Origin of the sequence: Paractinoplanes polyasparticus, assembly GCF_019710575.1 — a bacterium.
Classification (GTDB): Bacteria; Actinomycetota; Actinomycetes; order Mycobacteriales; family Micromonosporaceae; genus Actinoplanes; species Actinoplanes polyasparticus.
Genome location: NZ_JAHWFK010000060.1, coordinates 1 through 13,953 on the forward strand (window position 1 = coordinate 1; position 13,953 = coordinate 13,953).

At 72.5% G+C, this 13,953-nt stretch carries 12 protein-coding genes and 1 pseudogene; 8 read left to right on the plus strand and 5 right to left on the minus strand.

What is annotated here, in order from left to right; genetic code table 11:
* Nucleotides 1–134: 134 nt before the first annotated feature.
* The 4 genes from KXC43_RS44205 (at nt 135) to KXC43_RS44220 (ending at nt 4,654) form a co-directional block, all read left to right on the plus strand.
* On the plus strand, nt 135–2,099 hold the full coding sequence (locus KXC43_RS44205; protein ID WP_221382278.1) for a right-handed parallel beta-helix repeat-containing protein: 1,965 nt from the start codon (nt 135–137) through the stop codon (nt 2,097–2,099).
* A gap of 66 nt (nt 2,100–2,165) precedes the next feature.
* The gene (locus KXC43_RS52490; RefSeq protein ID WP_308129532.1) at nt 2,166–2,801 is read left to right on the plus strand and encodes a VanZ family protein; all 636 of its coding nucleotides are present in this window, start codon (nt 2,166–2,168) and stop codon (nt 2,799–2,801) included.
* 9 nt (nt 2,802–2,810) lie between these two features.
* Entirely contained in the window at nt 2,811–3,470 is a 660-nt protein-coding gene (locus KXC43_RS44215; protein ID WP_221382279.1) for a response regulator transcription factor, read from the plus strand.
* Nucleotides 3,467–4,654 carry a sensor histidine kinase gene (locus KXC43_RS44220; protein WP_304523172.1) on the plus strand — a complete coding sequence of 396 codons (1,188 nt, stop codon included), beginning with the start codon at nt 3,467–3,469 and terminating at the stop codon, nt 4,652–4,654. Before KXC43_RS44215 ends, KXC43_RS44220 begins: the two co-directional genes overlap by 4 nt.
* On the opposite strand, the pseudogene KXC43_RS53395 reads toward KXC43_RS44220, so the two are convergent.
* Nucleotides 4,581–4,775, minus strand: a pseudogene (locus KXC43_RS53395) (STAS domain-containing protein); the annotation flags it as partial. The gene KXC43_RS44220 and the pseudogene KXC43_RS53395 overlap by 74 nt on opposite strands.
* 109 nt (nt 4,776–4,884) lie before the next feature.
* Between KXC43_RS53395 and KXC43_RS44230 the strand changes: the two are divergent.
* Together KXC43_RS44230 and KXC43_RS44235 are read left to right on the plus strand one after the other, a co-directional pair.
* Nucleotides 4,885–5,340, plus strand: a complete 456-nt coding sequence (locus tag KXC43_RS44230; RefSeq protein ID WP_221382281.1) for a YciI family protein — start codon at nt 4,885–4,887, stop codon at nt 5,338–5,340.
* 9 nt (nt 5,341–5,349) lie between these two features.
* Complete coding sequence (locus tag KXC43_RS44235; RefSeq protein WP_221382282.1) at nt 5,350–6,672, plus strand: RNA polymerase sigma factor; 1,323 nt, start codon at nt 5,350–5,352, stop codon at nt 6,670–6,672.
* On the opposite strand, the gene KXC43_RS44240 is transcribed toward KXC43_RS44235, so the two are convergent.
* The 3 genes from KXC43_RS44240 to KXC43_RS44250 form a co-directional block, all read right to left on the minus strand.
* Nucleotides 6,605–7,984 carry a serine hydrolase domain-containing protein gene (locus tag KXC43_RS44240; RefSeq protein WP_221382283.1) on the minus strand — a complete coding sequence of 460 codons (1,380 nt, stop codon included), beginning with the start codon at nt 7,982–7,984 and terminating at the stop codon, nt 6,605–6,607. The genes KXC43_RS44235 and KXC43_RS44240 overlap by 68 nt on opposite strands.
* Before the next feature lie 151 nt (nt 7,985–8,135).
* Nucleotides 8,136–9,707: a Na+/H+ antiporter gene (locus KXC43_RS44245; protein WP_221382284.1), complete on the minus strand. Its 1,572-nt coding sequence runs from the start codon at nt 9,705–9,707 to the stop codon at nt 8,136–8,138.
* Between the two features lie 4 nt (nt 9,708–9,711).
* The gene (locus tag KXC43_RS44250) at nt 9,712–11,082 is read right to left on the minus strand and encodes an FAD-binding oxidoreductase (RefSeq protein ID WP_308129533.1); all 1,371 of its coding nucleotides are present in this window, start codon (nt 11,080–11,082) and stop codon (nt 9,712–9,714) included.
* Nucleotides 11,083–11,227: 145 nt separating this feature from the next.
* On the opposite strand from KXC43_RS44250, the gene KXC43_RS44255 reads away from it, so the two are divergent.
* A complete protein-coding gene (locus KXC43_RS44255; protein WP_221382286.1) occupies nt 11,228–12,223 on the plus strand; it encodes an alpha/beta hydrolase in 996 nt (331 codons plus the stop codon).
* Between the two features lie 91 nt (nt 12,224–12,314).
* The gene (locus KXC43_RS44260; RefSeq protein WP_221382287.1) at nt 12,315–13,049 is read left to right on the plus strand and encodes a helix-turn-helix domain-containing protein; all 735 of its coding nucleotides are present in this window, start codon (nt 12,315–12,317) and stop codon (nt 13,047–13,049) included.
* A 48-nt stretch (nt 13,050–13,097) separates the two neighbouring features.
* On the opposite strand, the gene KXC43_RS44265 is transcribed toward KXC43_RS44260, so the two are convergent.
* Complete coding sequence (locus tag KXC43_RS44265; protein WP_221382288.1) at nt 13,098–13,892, minus strand: SAM-dependent methyltransferase; 795 nt, start codon at nt 13,890–13,892, stop codon at nt 13,098–13,100.
* Nucleotides 13,893–13,953 lie beyond the last annotated feature (61 nt).

Here is a 13,953-nt window from a genome sequence, read left to right on the forward strand (position 1 = left end):
GGTATCAACATCCCCGCCATCGCCGCCTCGGTCGTGCTCACGACCGTCCCGATCGTCCTGCTCTACGCGATCGGCCGCCGCCAGCTGCTCAGCGGCCTGACCGCCGGATTCGGCAAGTAGAAAGGCTTTACCCGATGACCTTCGAGTACCACGTGGCCACCAGTGGTTCCGACGCCGCTTCCGGAACGGCGGACCAACCCTTCCGGACGATCAACCACGCGGCCGCCCTGGCCCAGGCCGGCGACACCGTGACCGTGCACGCGGGGGAATACCGCGAGTGGGTCAAGCCCCGCCGCGGCGGCCTCAGCGAGTCGCGCCGCATCACTTACCGCGCCGCCGAGGGCGAGCACGTGGTGATCAAGGGCTCCGAGCGGATCACCGGCTGGGAGAACGACGGCGGCACGGTGTGGAAGGTGACCGTCCCCAACACGCTGTTCGGCGACTTCAACCCGTACGCCGAAGAGGTGGCCGGCGACTGGATCGTCTACGCCGAGAAGGCGCCCCGCAAGCACCTGGGCGACGTCTACCTGAACGGCCTCAGCTTCTACGAGGTGGGTTCGCGGGCCGAGGTCGACGCGCCGGACCGGCGTACGGAAGTCATCGACAACTGGACGAGGACCACCGACACGGTGCGGAACCCGGACCAGACGCAGCTCGTGTGGTTCGCCTCGGTCGCCGAGGAGACGACGACGATCTGGGCCAACTTCCAGGGCGCCGACCCCAACCAGTCCCTCGTCGAGATCAACGTACGGCGGTCGGTCTTCTACCCCGAGGCGACGCACCTCGACTACATCACCGTGCGCGGCTTCGAGCTCGCCCAGGCCGCCACGCCGTGGACGCCGCCCACCGCCGACCAGCCCGGGCTCATCGGCCCGAACTGGTCGAAGGGCTGGATCATCGAGGACAACGTCATCCACGACGCCAAGACCTCGGCCATCAGCATCGGCAAGGAGGCCTCGACCGGTCACAACTACTCGACCGAGCGCGGCGACAAGCCCGGCTACCAGTACCAGCTCGAGTCGGTCTTCACGGCCCGGCAGATCGGGTGGGACAAGGAGCACATCGGCTCGCACGTCATCCGCCGCAACACGATCTACGACTGCGGGCAGAACGGCATCGTCGGCCACCTGGGCTGCGTGTTCTCGACCATCGAGGACAATCACATCTACAACATCGCCCTCAAGCGCGAGTACTACGGATACGAGATCGGCGGCATCAAGCTGCACGCCGCGATCGACGTCGAGATCCGCCACAACCGGATCCACGACTGCTCGCTCGGCGTGTGGCTCGACTGGCAGACGCAGGGCACGCGGATCAGCCGCAACGTCGTGTACAACAACAGCCGCGACATCTTCATCGAGGTCAGCCACGGCCCGTACATCGTCGAGCACAACGTCTTCGCCTCGCCGGCCGCGATCGAGCTGTTCAGCCAGGGCGGCGCGTTCGTGAACAACCTGATCGCGGGCACCGTCCGGGTCGAGGCGGTCATGGACAGGGCCACCCCGTACCACCGCCCGCACAGCACGCAGGTCGCCGGTTACGCGTACATCCGGGCCGGTGACGACCGCTGGTTCGGCAACCTTTTCGTCGGGGGAGACCCGTCCCGGGCGTACGGGGACCAGGCCGAAGGCGCCGAGCCCGCGTTCAGCGGCACGTCCGCCTACAACGGCTACCCGGTCTCGTTCGACGACTACCGGGACCGCATCGAGTCCCAGCCGCCGGGTGACCACCAGCGCTACCTCACCGTGCAGCAGCCGGTCTGGACCCGGGCCAACGTGTACGCGGCCGGTGCCCAGCCCTTCGACGGCGAGAACAGCCCGGTCGTGGTGTCCGCGGGCTCGGTCTCGGTGACCGACGAGGGCGACAGCGTCCACCTGGTCACCTCGCTGCCGGCCGAGTTCGACGCGGTCCGGCTGGCCGCCGTCTCCGGCCTCGACCTGGAGCGCGTCCGGTTCGCCGACGCCGAGTTCGAGGAGCGCGACGGCTCCCCGGCCGTGCTCGACAAGGACCTGCTGGGCGCCCCGAAGCAGGCGGGCGACTTCCCGGCGGGCCCGATCGCCACCCTCTCCTCCGGAGAGGCCACCACCCGCATCTGGTGAGCTGTCGCGGGGGCGTAGGCGATTTTGCATACGTCTCCGCAACACGCCACCGGGTGGAATGGGGCCGTGAACCGAAGCGCAGATCTGTCCGCACCGCCCCGCCGGACCGGGCTCCTCGTCTCGGCCGTCGTCGTCATCCTGCTGGCCGCGGCGGTCTACGCCCTGCGGCGGATGCTGTTCATGGCCGCCCCGCGGTGCCTGGCCGGGCACTGGCACGGCTGCTACGACACCGAGAACGGCGTCGTGTTCATGCTGCTGGCCGGGTTGCCGGTGGCGGCGCTCCTGGTAGCGGCGCTGGCCCTGGCCCGGCGGGGCGCCTGGCGCAGGTCGGTGGCCGAGGTGGGCCTGGTCTACGGGACGGTGCCGCTGGTCTGGCTGACCCTGATGCCCGGGCCCGGGGCCGGTGTCGTTCCCGGGCGGCTGAGCCTGATCCCGCTGCTCGACCTGGTCACGATGGGCCCGCTCGGGATCGGCGGCAACCTGGTGATCCTCGCGCCGCTCGGGTTCTTCGCCCCGATGCGGTTCGCGATGCTGGCGTCCGTGCCCCGGATGTTCGCCCTCGGGGCCGGCTGCTCGGTTCTGATCGAGACCGCCCAGTACGTCTTCCAGCTCGACCGTGTCTCGTCGGTGGACGACGTGCTGGTCAACGCGACCGGCGCCGCCCTGGCCGCCCTGGCCTCCCGGCGCTGGTGGCGAGCCTAGGCTCCGGACATGCGCGTACTGATCGTGGAGGACGAGCCGCACCTCGCCGAGGCCGTGCGCGACGGTCTGCGGCTCGAGGCGATCGCCGCCGACATCGCCCTCGACGGGAACACCGCCCTCGAACTGCTCGGCGTCAACGCGTACGACCTCGCCGTCCTCGACCGTGACATCCCGGGCCCCTCGGGTGACGAGGTGGCCCGGCACATCGTCGCCTCCGGCCGCGGGATCCCGATCATCATGCTCACCGCGGCCGACCGGATCGACGACAAGGCCTCCGGGTTCGGGCTCGGCGCCGACGACTACCTGACCAAACCGTTCGAGCTGCGGGAACTCGTGCTGCGGCTGCGGGCGCTCGACCGCCGGCGCGCGCACGCCCGGCCGCCGGTGCGCGAGGTCGCCGGTCTGCGGCTCGACCCCTTCCGCCGTGAGGTCTTCCGCGACGGGCGCCCCGTCGCGCTCACCCGCAAGCAGTTCGCCGTGCTGGAGGTGCTCGTCGCCGCCGAGGGCGGGGTGGTCAGCGCCGAAGACCTGCTGGAACGGGCCTGGGACGCCAACGCCGACCCGCTCACCAACGCCGTCCGGTTCACCGTCTCGGCCCTGCGCAAACGGCTCGGCGAGCCCTGGATCATCAGCACCGTGCCCGGCGCCGGCTACCGGATCGCCGGATGAGCGCCCGCGTCAAGCTCACCCTCAGCTACGCCGGGTTCCTGATGCTGGCCGGCGTCCTGCTGCTGGCCACGGTGTGGGTGTTCCTGCTGCGGTACGTGCCCGACCGGGCGCTGCTCATCCGCGCCGACTCCTCCGTCGACGGGGTGTTCCCGGTCCGGTCGAACCTGCTGCACATCTTCGCTCCGCGGGCAGCCGCGGTGCTCGTGTTCCTGCTGGCGTTCGGCCTCGTCGGCGGCTGGCTCCTCGCCGGCCGGATGCTCGCGCCGCTGAAGCGGATCACCGATGCGGCCCGGACGGCCGGGACCGGGTCGTTGTCCCACCGGATCGGCATGACGGGCCGCCGGGACGAGTTCCGGGAGCTCTCCGACGCGTTCGACTCGATGCTCGCCCGGCTCGAGTCGCACGTGGCCGAGCAGCAGCGGTTCGCCGCCAACGCCTCGCACGAGCTGCGCACCCCGCTGGCGATCTCGCGGGCGCTGCTGGACGTGGCCCGCCGGGATCCCGAGCGGGGCCGGGACGAGATCATCGAACGCCTGCACGTCGCCAACCAGCGGGCGATCGACCTCACCGAGGCGCTGCTGTTCCTGGGCCGCGAGGACGTCACCCGGGACAGCGTCGACCTCTCGCTGCTCGCCGAGGAGGCCGTCGAGACGTTGCTGCCCCTGGCCGAGCAGCGCGGGATCACGCTCGAGGTCACCGGCTCGTCCGCCACTGCCGCCGGTTCCGCCGAGCTGCTGCTGCGGGTGGTGACGAACCTGGTGCAGAACGCCATCGTCCACAACCTGCCGGCCGGCGGCACGGTGGCTGTCCACACCGAGGCCGACGGCGACTCCAGCACGCTGCGCGTCGTGAACACCGGGCAGCCGGTGCCACCCGACCTGCTGCCGGCCCTCACCGAACCCTTTCGGCGCGCGACCGGCCGCGTACGCGCCGACGAGCACGCCGGCGTGGGCCTCGGCCTGTCCATCGTGCAGCGAATCGTCCGCGCCCACGGCGGAACCCTGGAGCTGGCGCCCGGCCCAGCCGGCGGTCTGGCGGTCACCGTACGGCTAAGCGCCCCAGCCCCACCAGGTTCAGCAGCCGGCGCAGGTGCGGAGACGGCCGGTCCAGGCTCAGACGCCGTCCCTGCCGGTCCAGCCGGTCGGCCGTCCGGGCCAGGCCGCGCAGACCGGCGCCGTCGATGAAGCGCAGCTCGCTCAGGTCCAGGACCAGGTCGCCGTCGGTTTCCATGCCTCGGTCGAGCGTCCGTTCGAAACTGTCCCGGGTCAGCAGATCGACCTCACCTCGCACCTGAAGTATCGCCATGCTGTAACAGCGCGGAACACCTTCCCTTTGTTACAGGGGCCTCGGTGTCGAAACGGCCGGTCGCCGTTCGACGCACAGATGACAGCGCACCCGACATGAGGAGACAACGATGCGGTTCATGGTGATCACCAAGGCCACCTCGGTGAGCGAAGCCGGCCTGCCGCCCGAGCCCGAGGACTTCGAGACGATGGGCGCCTTCATCCAGGAGCTCGTCGACGCCGGCGTGCTGCTGGCCGCCGACGGGCTGCACCCCAGCGCCCAAGGCGCCCGGATCTACGTCGACGGCGGGAAGAAGACGGTGGTGGACGGGCCGTTCACCGAGACCAAGGAGCTCATCGCCGGCTACTTCCTGGTCGAGACGAAGTCGCTCGAGGAGTGCGTCGAGTGGTTCAAGCGCTGCCCGACCATGCGTGTGGGCGAGGGCGAGCAGACGAACCTCGAGATCCGGCGGGTTGCCCTGGCCGAGGACTTCGGTGATCAGTTCGGCGAGGAGTTCACCGCGGAACTGCGGGAGACCGTGGAGAAGCGGGAGGCGACAGTTGCGTCCCGCCACCCGGCGGAGTAGACGAAGGCAGTGGCCACTGACACCCACCGGGCGATCGAGGCGGTCTGGCGGATCGAGGCGCCCCGGCTCATCGCCGGCCTGACCAGGCTCGTCCACGACGTCGGCGCGGCCGAGGAACTGGCGCAGGACGCCCTGGTCGCGGCGCTGGAGCAGTGGCCGGCCGACGGTGTGCCGGGCAACCCCGGCGCCTGGCTGATGACCACCGCCAGGCGCCGGGCCATCGACCGGGTCCGCCGCAACGAGACCCTGCGGCGCAAGGTCGAACAGGTCGGCCGGGACCTCGACGAGACGACCCCGGACATCGCCGCGCAGGTCGCCGAGGACGACGGCATCGGCGACGACCTGCTGCGGCTGATGTTCGTGGCCTGCCACCCGGTGCTGTCGACCGAGGCCCGCGCCGCGCTGACCCTGCGGCTGCTGGGCGGCCTGACCACCGGCGAGATCGCCCGGGCCTTCCTGACGCCCGAGGCGACGGTCGCCCAGCGCATCGTGCGGGCCAAGAAGACCCTGACCGCCGCCCGGGTGCCGTTCGAGGTGCCGCAGGGCGACGAGCGGGCGGCCCGGCTCGCCTCGGTGCTCGAGGTCGTGTACCTCATCTTCAACGAGGGCTACTCGGCCACCGCCGGCGACGACTGGATGCGCCCGGCCCTGTGCGCGGAAGCCCTGCGGCTGGGCCGGGTGCTGGCCGGGCTGGCCCCGAGCGAGCCCGAGGTGCACGGCCTGGTCGCGCTGATGGAGATCCAGGCCTCGAGGGCGGCCGCCCGCACCGCCCGCGGCGGCGAGCCGATCCTGCTGGCCGACCAGAACCGGGCCCGCTGGGACCAGCTGCTGATCCGCCGCGGCCTGGCCGCCCTCGACCGGGCCGAGGTGCTGGTCGAAGGACAACCAGGTCCGTACGTGCTGCAGGCCGCCATCGCCGCCTGTCACGCCCGGGCCCGCCGGTTCGAGGACACCGACTGGCCGCGCATCGCCCAGCTCTACGAGCGGCTGGCCGCCTCCGTGGCGTCCCCCGTCGTCGAGCTGAACCGAGCGGTGGCGCTGTCCATGGCGTTCGGGCCCGAGACCGGGCTGGCGCTGCTCGACCAGCTGACCGCCGTCCCCGCACTGCACAACTACCACCTGCTGCCCAGCGTCCGCGGCGACTTCCTGGCCAAGCTGGGCCGCCCCGTCGAGGCACGGGCCGAGTTCGAGCGGGCAGCCGCCCTGACCCGCAACGAACGCGAACGAACCCTGCTGCTGAACCGCGCCGCCGACTGCGCTCGCCTCAACGCAGCCGGACGAGCCGGGCCACAGCGGTCGCCAGGCCGGCCAGAGCGGCGACGGCCAGCGTGATCGTCAGCGGCGCGGCGAAGTAGGTCAGCTGGGCCCAGGTCACGGTCCGGCCGTTCGACAGGAACGACACCCCTTGCGGGTACGTGGCCAGCAGCACCACCGGCAGCAGGCCCCCGCCCAGCCGGATCCCGGTCCACCATCGGGACCGCCCGGCCCGGCGCCTCGCCCACCGCTCGGACCGCAGGACACCGAGAACACCGAGACCGGCCGCGACGAGGGCGGTCAGCGCCAGCCCCAGCTCCAGCTTCTGCCGCTCCCCGCCCGGAGCCTCCGGCCGCTCACCGGCGCCGAGAGCCACCAGCCCGAGCATCACGTTGTACATGTCGTCGTGCAGCGAGGCGCTGTTGGTCAGCACGGCATAGCCGTAGCCGGTGGCCGGGTCGACCGCCTGGACGGCCGTGTAGGTGAACAGGTTGCCCGAGTGCACGAGCAGCGTGCGGCCGTCGACCACCTCCCGGCCCCAGCCCATGGCGTAGTCGGTGCCCGACCCCGGCTGGTGCTGCACCGCCAGGCTGCCCGGCGTCAGCACCCGCGGCCCGCGACCGTTCTGACTGATCAGCCACCGGCCCAGGTCGGCCGCCGTGGTGACGACCCCGCCGGCGCCGCCCCGGAAGCCCGGCAGCTCGGCCCGAGCCACCCAAGCCCCGTAAACCGAGATGAATCCCGGCGACGCCTCGTCCCCGACCGAACTGGCGCTCATGCCGAGCGGCCCGAAGACCCGCTCCCGCAGAGCATCGCCGAACCCCCGCCCGTCGACAACCTCGACCAACCGAGCGGCAACGTCGAAGTTGACATTGCAGTACTCGCCCCGGCTCCCGGGGTCGTGGGCGAGCCTTCCCGGACGCAACGCGCCCAGGTACCCGGCCAGGTCGGCCGCCCGCTGCGTCGCGCCGATGTCGACCGTACGGTCGGAAAGCCCCGAGGTCTGATTCAGCAACTGCCGCACGGTGATCCGGGCCGCCCGCGCATCCGCCATGCGAAAGTCCGGCAGGTAGGTGACGACCGGCTGGTCCAGAGCCACCCGGCCCTCGTCCACGAGCGTCAGGACAGCGGCCGCGGTGAACGACTTGCTCAGCGAGGCCACCCGCATCGGAGTATCGGCCGTGACGGCCCGCCCGTCCGAGTCCCGCCCGAACCCGCTCGCGTGGACGACCTGGTCGCCACGGGTCACGACGGCCGACATCCCCGGCAGCCCCGTCGACTCGAACGCCTCCCGCAGGTATCCGTCGAAGTTCGGTTCCGCAGCCCGAGCAGGCGCCGGTCCGGCAATGGTCAGAAACAGGACGAGAACTGCCAGGAGAGTTTTCCGCACCAACAGAACCTAGAAATCGGCGCCCGGCGACACTGCTGGCGAAGGTTGCGAACACCCCCCGACGAAAGTAAGGCCGGCCGCGGGCGCCCCTCCCGGTGAGAAACCGGACGGTGATCGCGACCGGGCGCGCGAGCTTGGCGACGACTCACGCTCAAGGGCTTCCGGGGCCGGCGTGGTCGCCGAAGGTGTGGTTCCGCAGCTGGACCTCCTCGAAGTCGAGTCCTTCCAGGATCTGCTGCAGCACCTCGTCGTCGATCGTGCCCTCGTCGCGCAGGCGCACCACCGTGGCGCGCTTGTGGGCCACGGCTGCCAGGCGCACCTCGCGGTCCCGCGCCACACCCGCGGCGCCCGAGTCGTCGCCGCGGAGCAGGTCGAGGCGTTGCTGGAACTGTTCGCGCAGCTGGTCGGCGTGGGGCTGGCTCGCGCCGGCCCGGTCGGCCAGCGCGGGCAGGGCGTCGATGGCCGCCTCGACCGCGGTGATCTCGGCCTGGCGGCGTTCGCGTTCGGCGCTGCCGTCGTCGGAGACGCCCGCCCAGCGCACGATCCGGGGCATCAGCGGCGCCTGCACGAGCAGCGTCACGGCGATCACGCCGGCCGTGACGAAGACGATGACGTCGCGATCCTCGAGCGAGTGGGGCACGGCGAGCGCGGCGGCCAGCGAGACCGCACCGCGGAAACCGGCCGAGGCCACGACCGTACGCGGCTTGGCGCCCACCCGCCGCTCCCGCTGCGCCGGACGGCGGTCGATCATGCGGATCACGTACGGGCTGGTGAACATCCAGGCGAAGCGGACCCCGATGACGGCCGCGGAGACGGCGACCACGGCCACCAGCGCCTGGACGAGACCGACGGTGCTCAGTTCGCGGACGGCCGACTGCACCTCCAGGCCGACCAGCACGAACAGGGCCGCGTTGGCCAGCGCGGTCAGGAAACCCATGACGGTGCCCACGTACTGGCGGGCCTCGGCGGTGAACAGGCGGGGCGCGGCCCGGCTGACCCAGAGACCGCTGACCACCACGGCCAGCACGCCCGACGCCTCGACCTCCTCCGCGATCAGGTAGGCGGCCAGGGGAGTGGCCAGCGCCAGGATGTTGTGCTGGAACGGGTCGCGCAGGCGCTTACGCACCAGCACGCTGACCCACGCCACGGCCGCTCCGATCACGATGCCGCCCAGGTAGGCGAGCACGAACATTCCGGAGACGTTGACCAGACCGACGTGCTCCTCGCCGAGCGTGACGCCGACCGCCAGCGCGTAGATGACCAGCGCGGTGCCGTCGTTGACGAGGCTTTCGGCGCGCAGCGTGGTCGCCAGGCGGCGGGGCAGCGAGCGGCCCAGCACCCCGACGGCGGTGGCGTCGGTCGGCGCCACCGCCGCACCCAGCACCCAGGCCGGGCCCCAGGGCAGACCCAGCGCGTGGGCCGCGACGGCCACGGCGGCCGCGGTGGCGGCCACCAGCACGGTGCTCAGCAGCACGATGACGCGCAGGTTGGAACGGATCTCGCGGAGCGACGAGGTGAAGCTCTCCCAGTAGAGCAGCACCGGCAGGAAGAGCAGCAGCACCGCCTCGGGCGGCAGGTGGGCCGCGCGCAGCGCGGGCAGGAAGCCGAGCAGCACGCCCGCCACCAGCAGCAGGGCGGGCGGCACGATCCGGAACTGGCGGGCCAGGCTCGTGCAGACGAGCACGGTCACCCCGATCGCGACCGCGAGCATCAGGCTCAGCACGGGCTCAGCCGATCACTTTGCCGGGGTTGAACAGGTTGAGCGGGTCGAGGGTCTGTTTCACCGCGACCTGCATGGCCAGCACGCCCGGCGACAACTCGCGTTGCATGCCGGTCCGCTTGAGCAGCCCGACGCCGTGCTCGCCGGTGACCGTGCCGTCCATCGCGATGGCCGCGGTCAGCATGTCCTCGAAGGCGGCCTGGGCCGCGTGACGGGCCTGCTCGTCACCGGCCGGGGCCAGGATCATCGGGTGCAGGTTGCCGTCCCCGGCGTGCGCGATGGTGGCGATCGTGGTGCCGTGCCGGGCGGCGATCCGCTCGATGGCGGCCAGCATGTCCGGCACGCGCGAGCGGGGGACGCACACGTCCTCGGTGAGCACCGGGCCGAGCCGTTCCAGGGCGGGGTAGGCGAGGCGTCGGGCGGCGAACAGTGCCTCGGCCTCGATCTCGTCGGTCGACTGCTCGGCCCAGAGCGCGCCCGCCGCCCGGAACACCTCGGCGACTCGGGTGGCCTCCTCGTCGCCGGCCGCGCCGGGCAGGTCGGGCTGGGCCAGCAGCAGCGCCGCGGCGTCGGCCTCCAGACCCAGGTGTTTCCAGTCCTCGACGGCCTGCAGGCACGTGCGGTCGAGCAGCTCGAGGGCCGCCGGCAGCAGCCCGGCCCGGGTGATGGCAGCGACCGCCTCGCCGGCGGCCACGACACTGCCGAAGGCGCCGACGACCGTACGGGGTGCTTCGCGCCGCGCCGGGCGGAGGCGCAGGGTGATCTCCGTGATGACGCCGAACGTGCCCTCGGAGCCGGTGAACAGGCCGGCCAGGTCGTAGCCGCTGACCCCCTTGGTCGTCCGCCGCCCGAGCCGCACCACCGTGCCGTACTCGCCGGCGGGTCCGCCCACGACGGCCTCCAGGCCCAGCACGTAGTCGCGCGTCACGCCGTACTTCAGGCAGCACAGCCCGCCCGCGTTGGTCGACACGTTGCCGCCGATGGTCGACCAGGGGGCGCTGGCCGGGTCGGGCGGGTACCACAGGCCGTGCTCGGCCACGGCCGCCTTGAGGTCGTTGTTGACGACGCCCGGCTGCACGGTGGCGGTCAGGTTCTCGGTGTCGATCTCGACGATCCGGTTCATCTTCGACAGGTCGAGGATCATCGCCCCGTCCACGGCGTTGGCTCCGCCGGAGAGCCCGGTGCCGGCCCCGCGCGGCACGATCGGGATGTTCCGCCCGGCGCAGGCCGCGACGACCCGCCGTACCTCCTCGGTTGTCCGCGGGCGGACCGCGCCGGCCGCCCGGCCGTAGGGCGCCCACTCCGCGTCGTCGTGGCTCAGACCCTCCAGGACATCCGGGTCGTCGACGACGTCGAGCCCCTCGAGCAGCTTTTTCACGTCCGCGACCTTACGCCGACCGCGGGCCCGCGGCTCCGGGCGGCGAGCCCGCCGGATGGCGGGTAGTTCCCGCCGGTTGGCGCTCGTGCCGCGGTGGCCTGGATCACAGAATGGAGGAAACCTTCTCGTAACAAAGGGGTTCCTCATGACGAGCGTTCTTCCCGATGCCAGCGGCGTTGCCGGCCCGCCGCCGCCCTTCGACCCCGAGCTGGCGGCCGCCCTCGAGGTCATCGGCGAGCAGATGCCCTCGGCGCTGACCGCCGACATGATCGAGCCGATGCGCGCGGGCAGTGTGCTCGCCGACCTCAGCGACGACGACCTCGCCCGCGACGGCGCGTTCGCCGTGACCCGGCGCCGCGTGCCCGGGCCGCCCGGCGACCCCGACGTGGAGCTGCTGATCCTGACCCCGGCCGGGCACACCACGCCGCTGCCGGCGATCTATCACACGCACGGCGGCGGCATGGTGATCGGTGACAACCGCACCGGCGTGGAGGTGATCCAGGACTGGGCGGCCGAGGTGCCCTCGGTGATCGTGTCGGTGGAGTACCGGCTCGCGCCCGAGAACCCCGACCCGGCGCCGGTCGAGGACTGCTACGCCGGGCTCGTCTGGACCGCCGCGCACGCGGACGAGCTGGGCATCGACGCCGAGCGGATCGTCATCGCCGGGACGAGCGCCGGTGGCGGGTTGGCGGCCGGGGTGGCCCTGCTGGCCCGCGACCGGGGCGGCCCGGCGCTGTACGGCCAGATGCTGCTCTGCCCGACGATCGACGACCGCAACGACACCCCGTCGGCGGTCCAGATGGCCGGGCGCGGCGTCTGGGACCGCACGGCCAACGACACCGGCTGGACGACGCTGCTGGGCGCGGCCCGGGGCGGGCCGGACGTTTCCCCGTACGCGGCGCCGGCCCGGGCCACCGACCTGGCCGGCCTGCCGCCCGCGTTCGTCGACGTCGGCTCGGCCGAGACGTTCCGCGACGAGGACGTGGCCTACGCGAGCCGCCTCTGGCAGGCCGGGGGGCAGGCCGAGCTGCACGTGTGGCCCGGCGGTTTCCACGGCTTCGACATGATGGCGCCGCAGGCCGCGATCAGCCAGGAGGCCCGGGCGGCCCGGGTCCGCTGGCTGAAGAGGCTGCTCGGCTGACCCGGAACACCCGGACGGCGAGGGAGGATGGCATCGTGAAGGACCTCGCCGGGGCTCGGCCGGGCTCCCGGTTCCGCTCGATCCGGCCTGGATGTCGGCCGCGGCCGGCAGCGCGACCCTCTGGCTGGAACGTCCCGGTCCGCCCGGCCCGGTCGAGGCGATGGTGCTGGAACGGGCGGCCGCCGCGGCCCGGGCTGTGCTCGAGCGCACCCGCAGTCACCCGCCGCGGGCCGATCCGGCCCTGATCGAGCTGGTCATCGAGGCCGGGGCCGACGAACCGGCGCGCCTGAAGGCGGCGGCTCGGCTCGGCTACAAGCCCACCGACCGCGTACGCGCCATGGCCCTCGAGGACGGCACGGCGGCGCTCAGTCCCGAGACCGCCGAGCCGCCCACCGGTCGAGCCGGCCTCGGCCCGGCCGGCCCACCCGCGGCCCTGCCCGAGTCATGGGCCGCCGCCCGCATCGCCCTGCGCTTCACTGCCGAGGGCACCGAACAGGACCCCGGCCGCCGCGTCGTGCACGCCGACGACCTGGGCGGCCTGACGCTGCTGGCCGCCGCCGTCGGCCCCGGCGCCGAGCCCGTGCCCGACGTGCGGGCCCTCGGCCGCGCGGCCGCCACCGCCCCGTGGATGCTCACGACCCTGGACGCCGTGGCCGAGACGGCCAGCCTCCGCGCCGCCGCCACCGCCCTGCGCGTCCACCACTCCACCCTGCAGGACAGGTTGGCCCACACGATTCCGGTGCTGGGCTGGGACGTCCGCGAGCCCCGCGGCCGCCTGCGCCTGCAGCTGGCGCTCGCCCTGCGCCGCCTGCACCGCAACTTTTAGCGCTTGTTTGCCGTTGGCGCGGGGGCTGCGGGGTGACCGGCAGAACACTCAGGGCTTGCGTCCGATGCCACCGTACGAGTCCTGGTGGGCGGGCTCGCCGTCCGGCCCCGGCTCCGGCCGCCAGCGGGACACGGTGACCACCCCGGGATCGACCAGCTCGAGGCCGTCGAAGAAGCGGGCGATCCGTTCCGGGCTGCGCAGGTGATAGTCGTGGCCGCCCTCGCTGGAGACGCGGGCGCCCTCCACGATCTTCGCGCTGGTGTCGGTGCCGTCGTAGAAGGCCAGGTAGCTGCCGGAGGGCAGCAGGCCGACCAGCCCGCGCACGATGGACAGGGCCTCGTCGTCGTCCTCGACGTGGCCCAGGATGCCCATCAGCATCAGCGCGACCGGCCGGCTGAAGTCGAGCGTCCGCGCGGCCTCGCGCCGGATCGTCGCGGTGTCGGAGAGATCGGCGTCGACGAAGTCGGTGGCGCCGTCCGGCCCACTCTCGAGCAGGTCGCGGGCGTGCGCCACGACGAGCGGGTCGTTGTCGACATAGACGACGCGGGACCCGGGGGCGATCCGCTGGGCCACCTCGTGGGTGTTGTCGGCCGTGGGCAGCCCCGTGCCGATGTCGAGGAACTGGCGGACGCCGGCCTCGCCGGCCAGGTAGCCGACCGTACGGGCGAGAAAGGCGCGGCAGGCCTGCGCATTCTCCACAATGGCCGGGAACACCTCACGCACCTTGTCGCCGACCGCCCGGTCGACCGGATAGTTGTCGGTGCCGCCGAGCCAGTAGTTCCACACGCGAGCGCTGTGCGGCACGGTCGTGTCGATTCGGGGAGCGCCGGATTCCTTGCTCATGGGACTCACGCTAGTGGGGACGGCCGGGCCTTCGGCAGGGTCGTTCGTGACGATCGCCGCG

Coding starts and splice junctions, on each gene's coding strand:
- KXC43_RS44205 (WP_221382278.1), top strand. CDS start 135: ATGACCTTCGAGTACCACGTGGCCACCAGTGGTTCCGACGCCGCTTCC.
- KXC43_RS44215 (WP_221382279.1), top strand. CDS start 2,811: ATGCGCGTACTGATCGTGGAGGACGAGCCGCACCTCGCCGAGGCCGTG.
- KXC43_RS44220 (WP_304523172.1), top strand. CDS start 3,467: ATGAGCGCCCGCGTCAAGCTCACCCTCAGCTACGCCGGGTTCCTGATG.
- KXC43_RS44230 (WP_221382281.1), top strand. CDS start 4,885: ATGCGGTTCATGGTGATCACCAAGGCCACCTCGGTGAGCGAAGCCGGC.
- KXC43_RS44255 (WP_221382286.1), top strand. CDS start 11,228: ATGACGAGCGTTCTTCCCGATGCCAGCGGCGTTGCCGGCCCGCCGCCG.
- KXC43_RS44260 (WP_221382287.1), top strand. CDS start 12,315: ATGTCGGCCGCGGCCGGCAGCGCGACCCTCTGGCTGGAACGTCCCGGT.
- KXC43_RS44265 (WP_221382288.1), bottom strand. CDS start 13,892: ATGAGCAAGGAATCCGGCGCTCCCCGAATCGACACGACCGTGCCGCAC.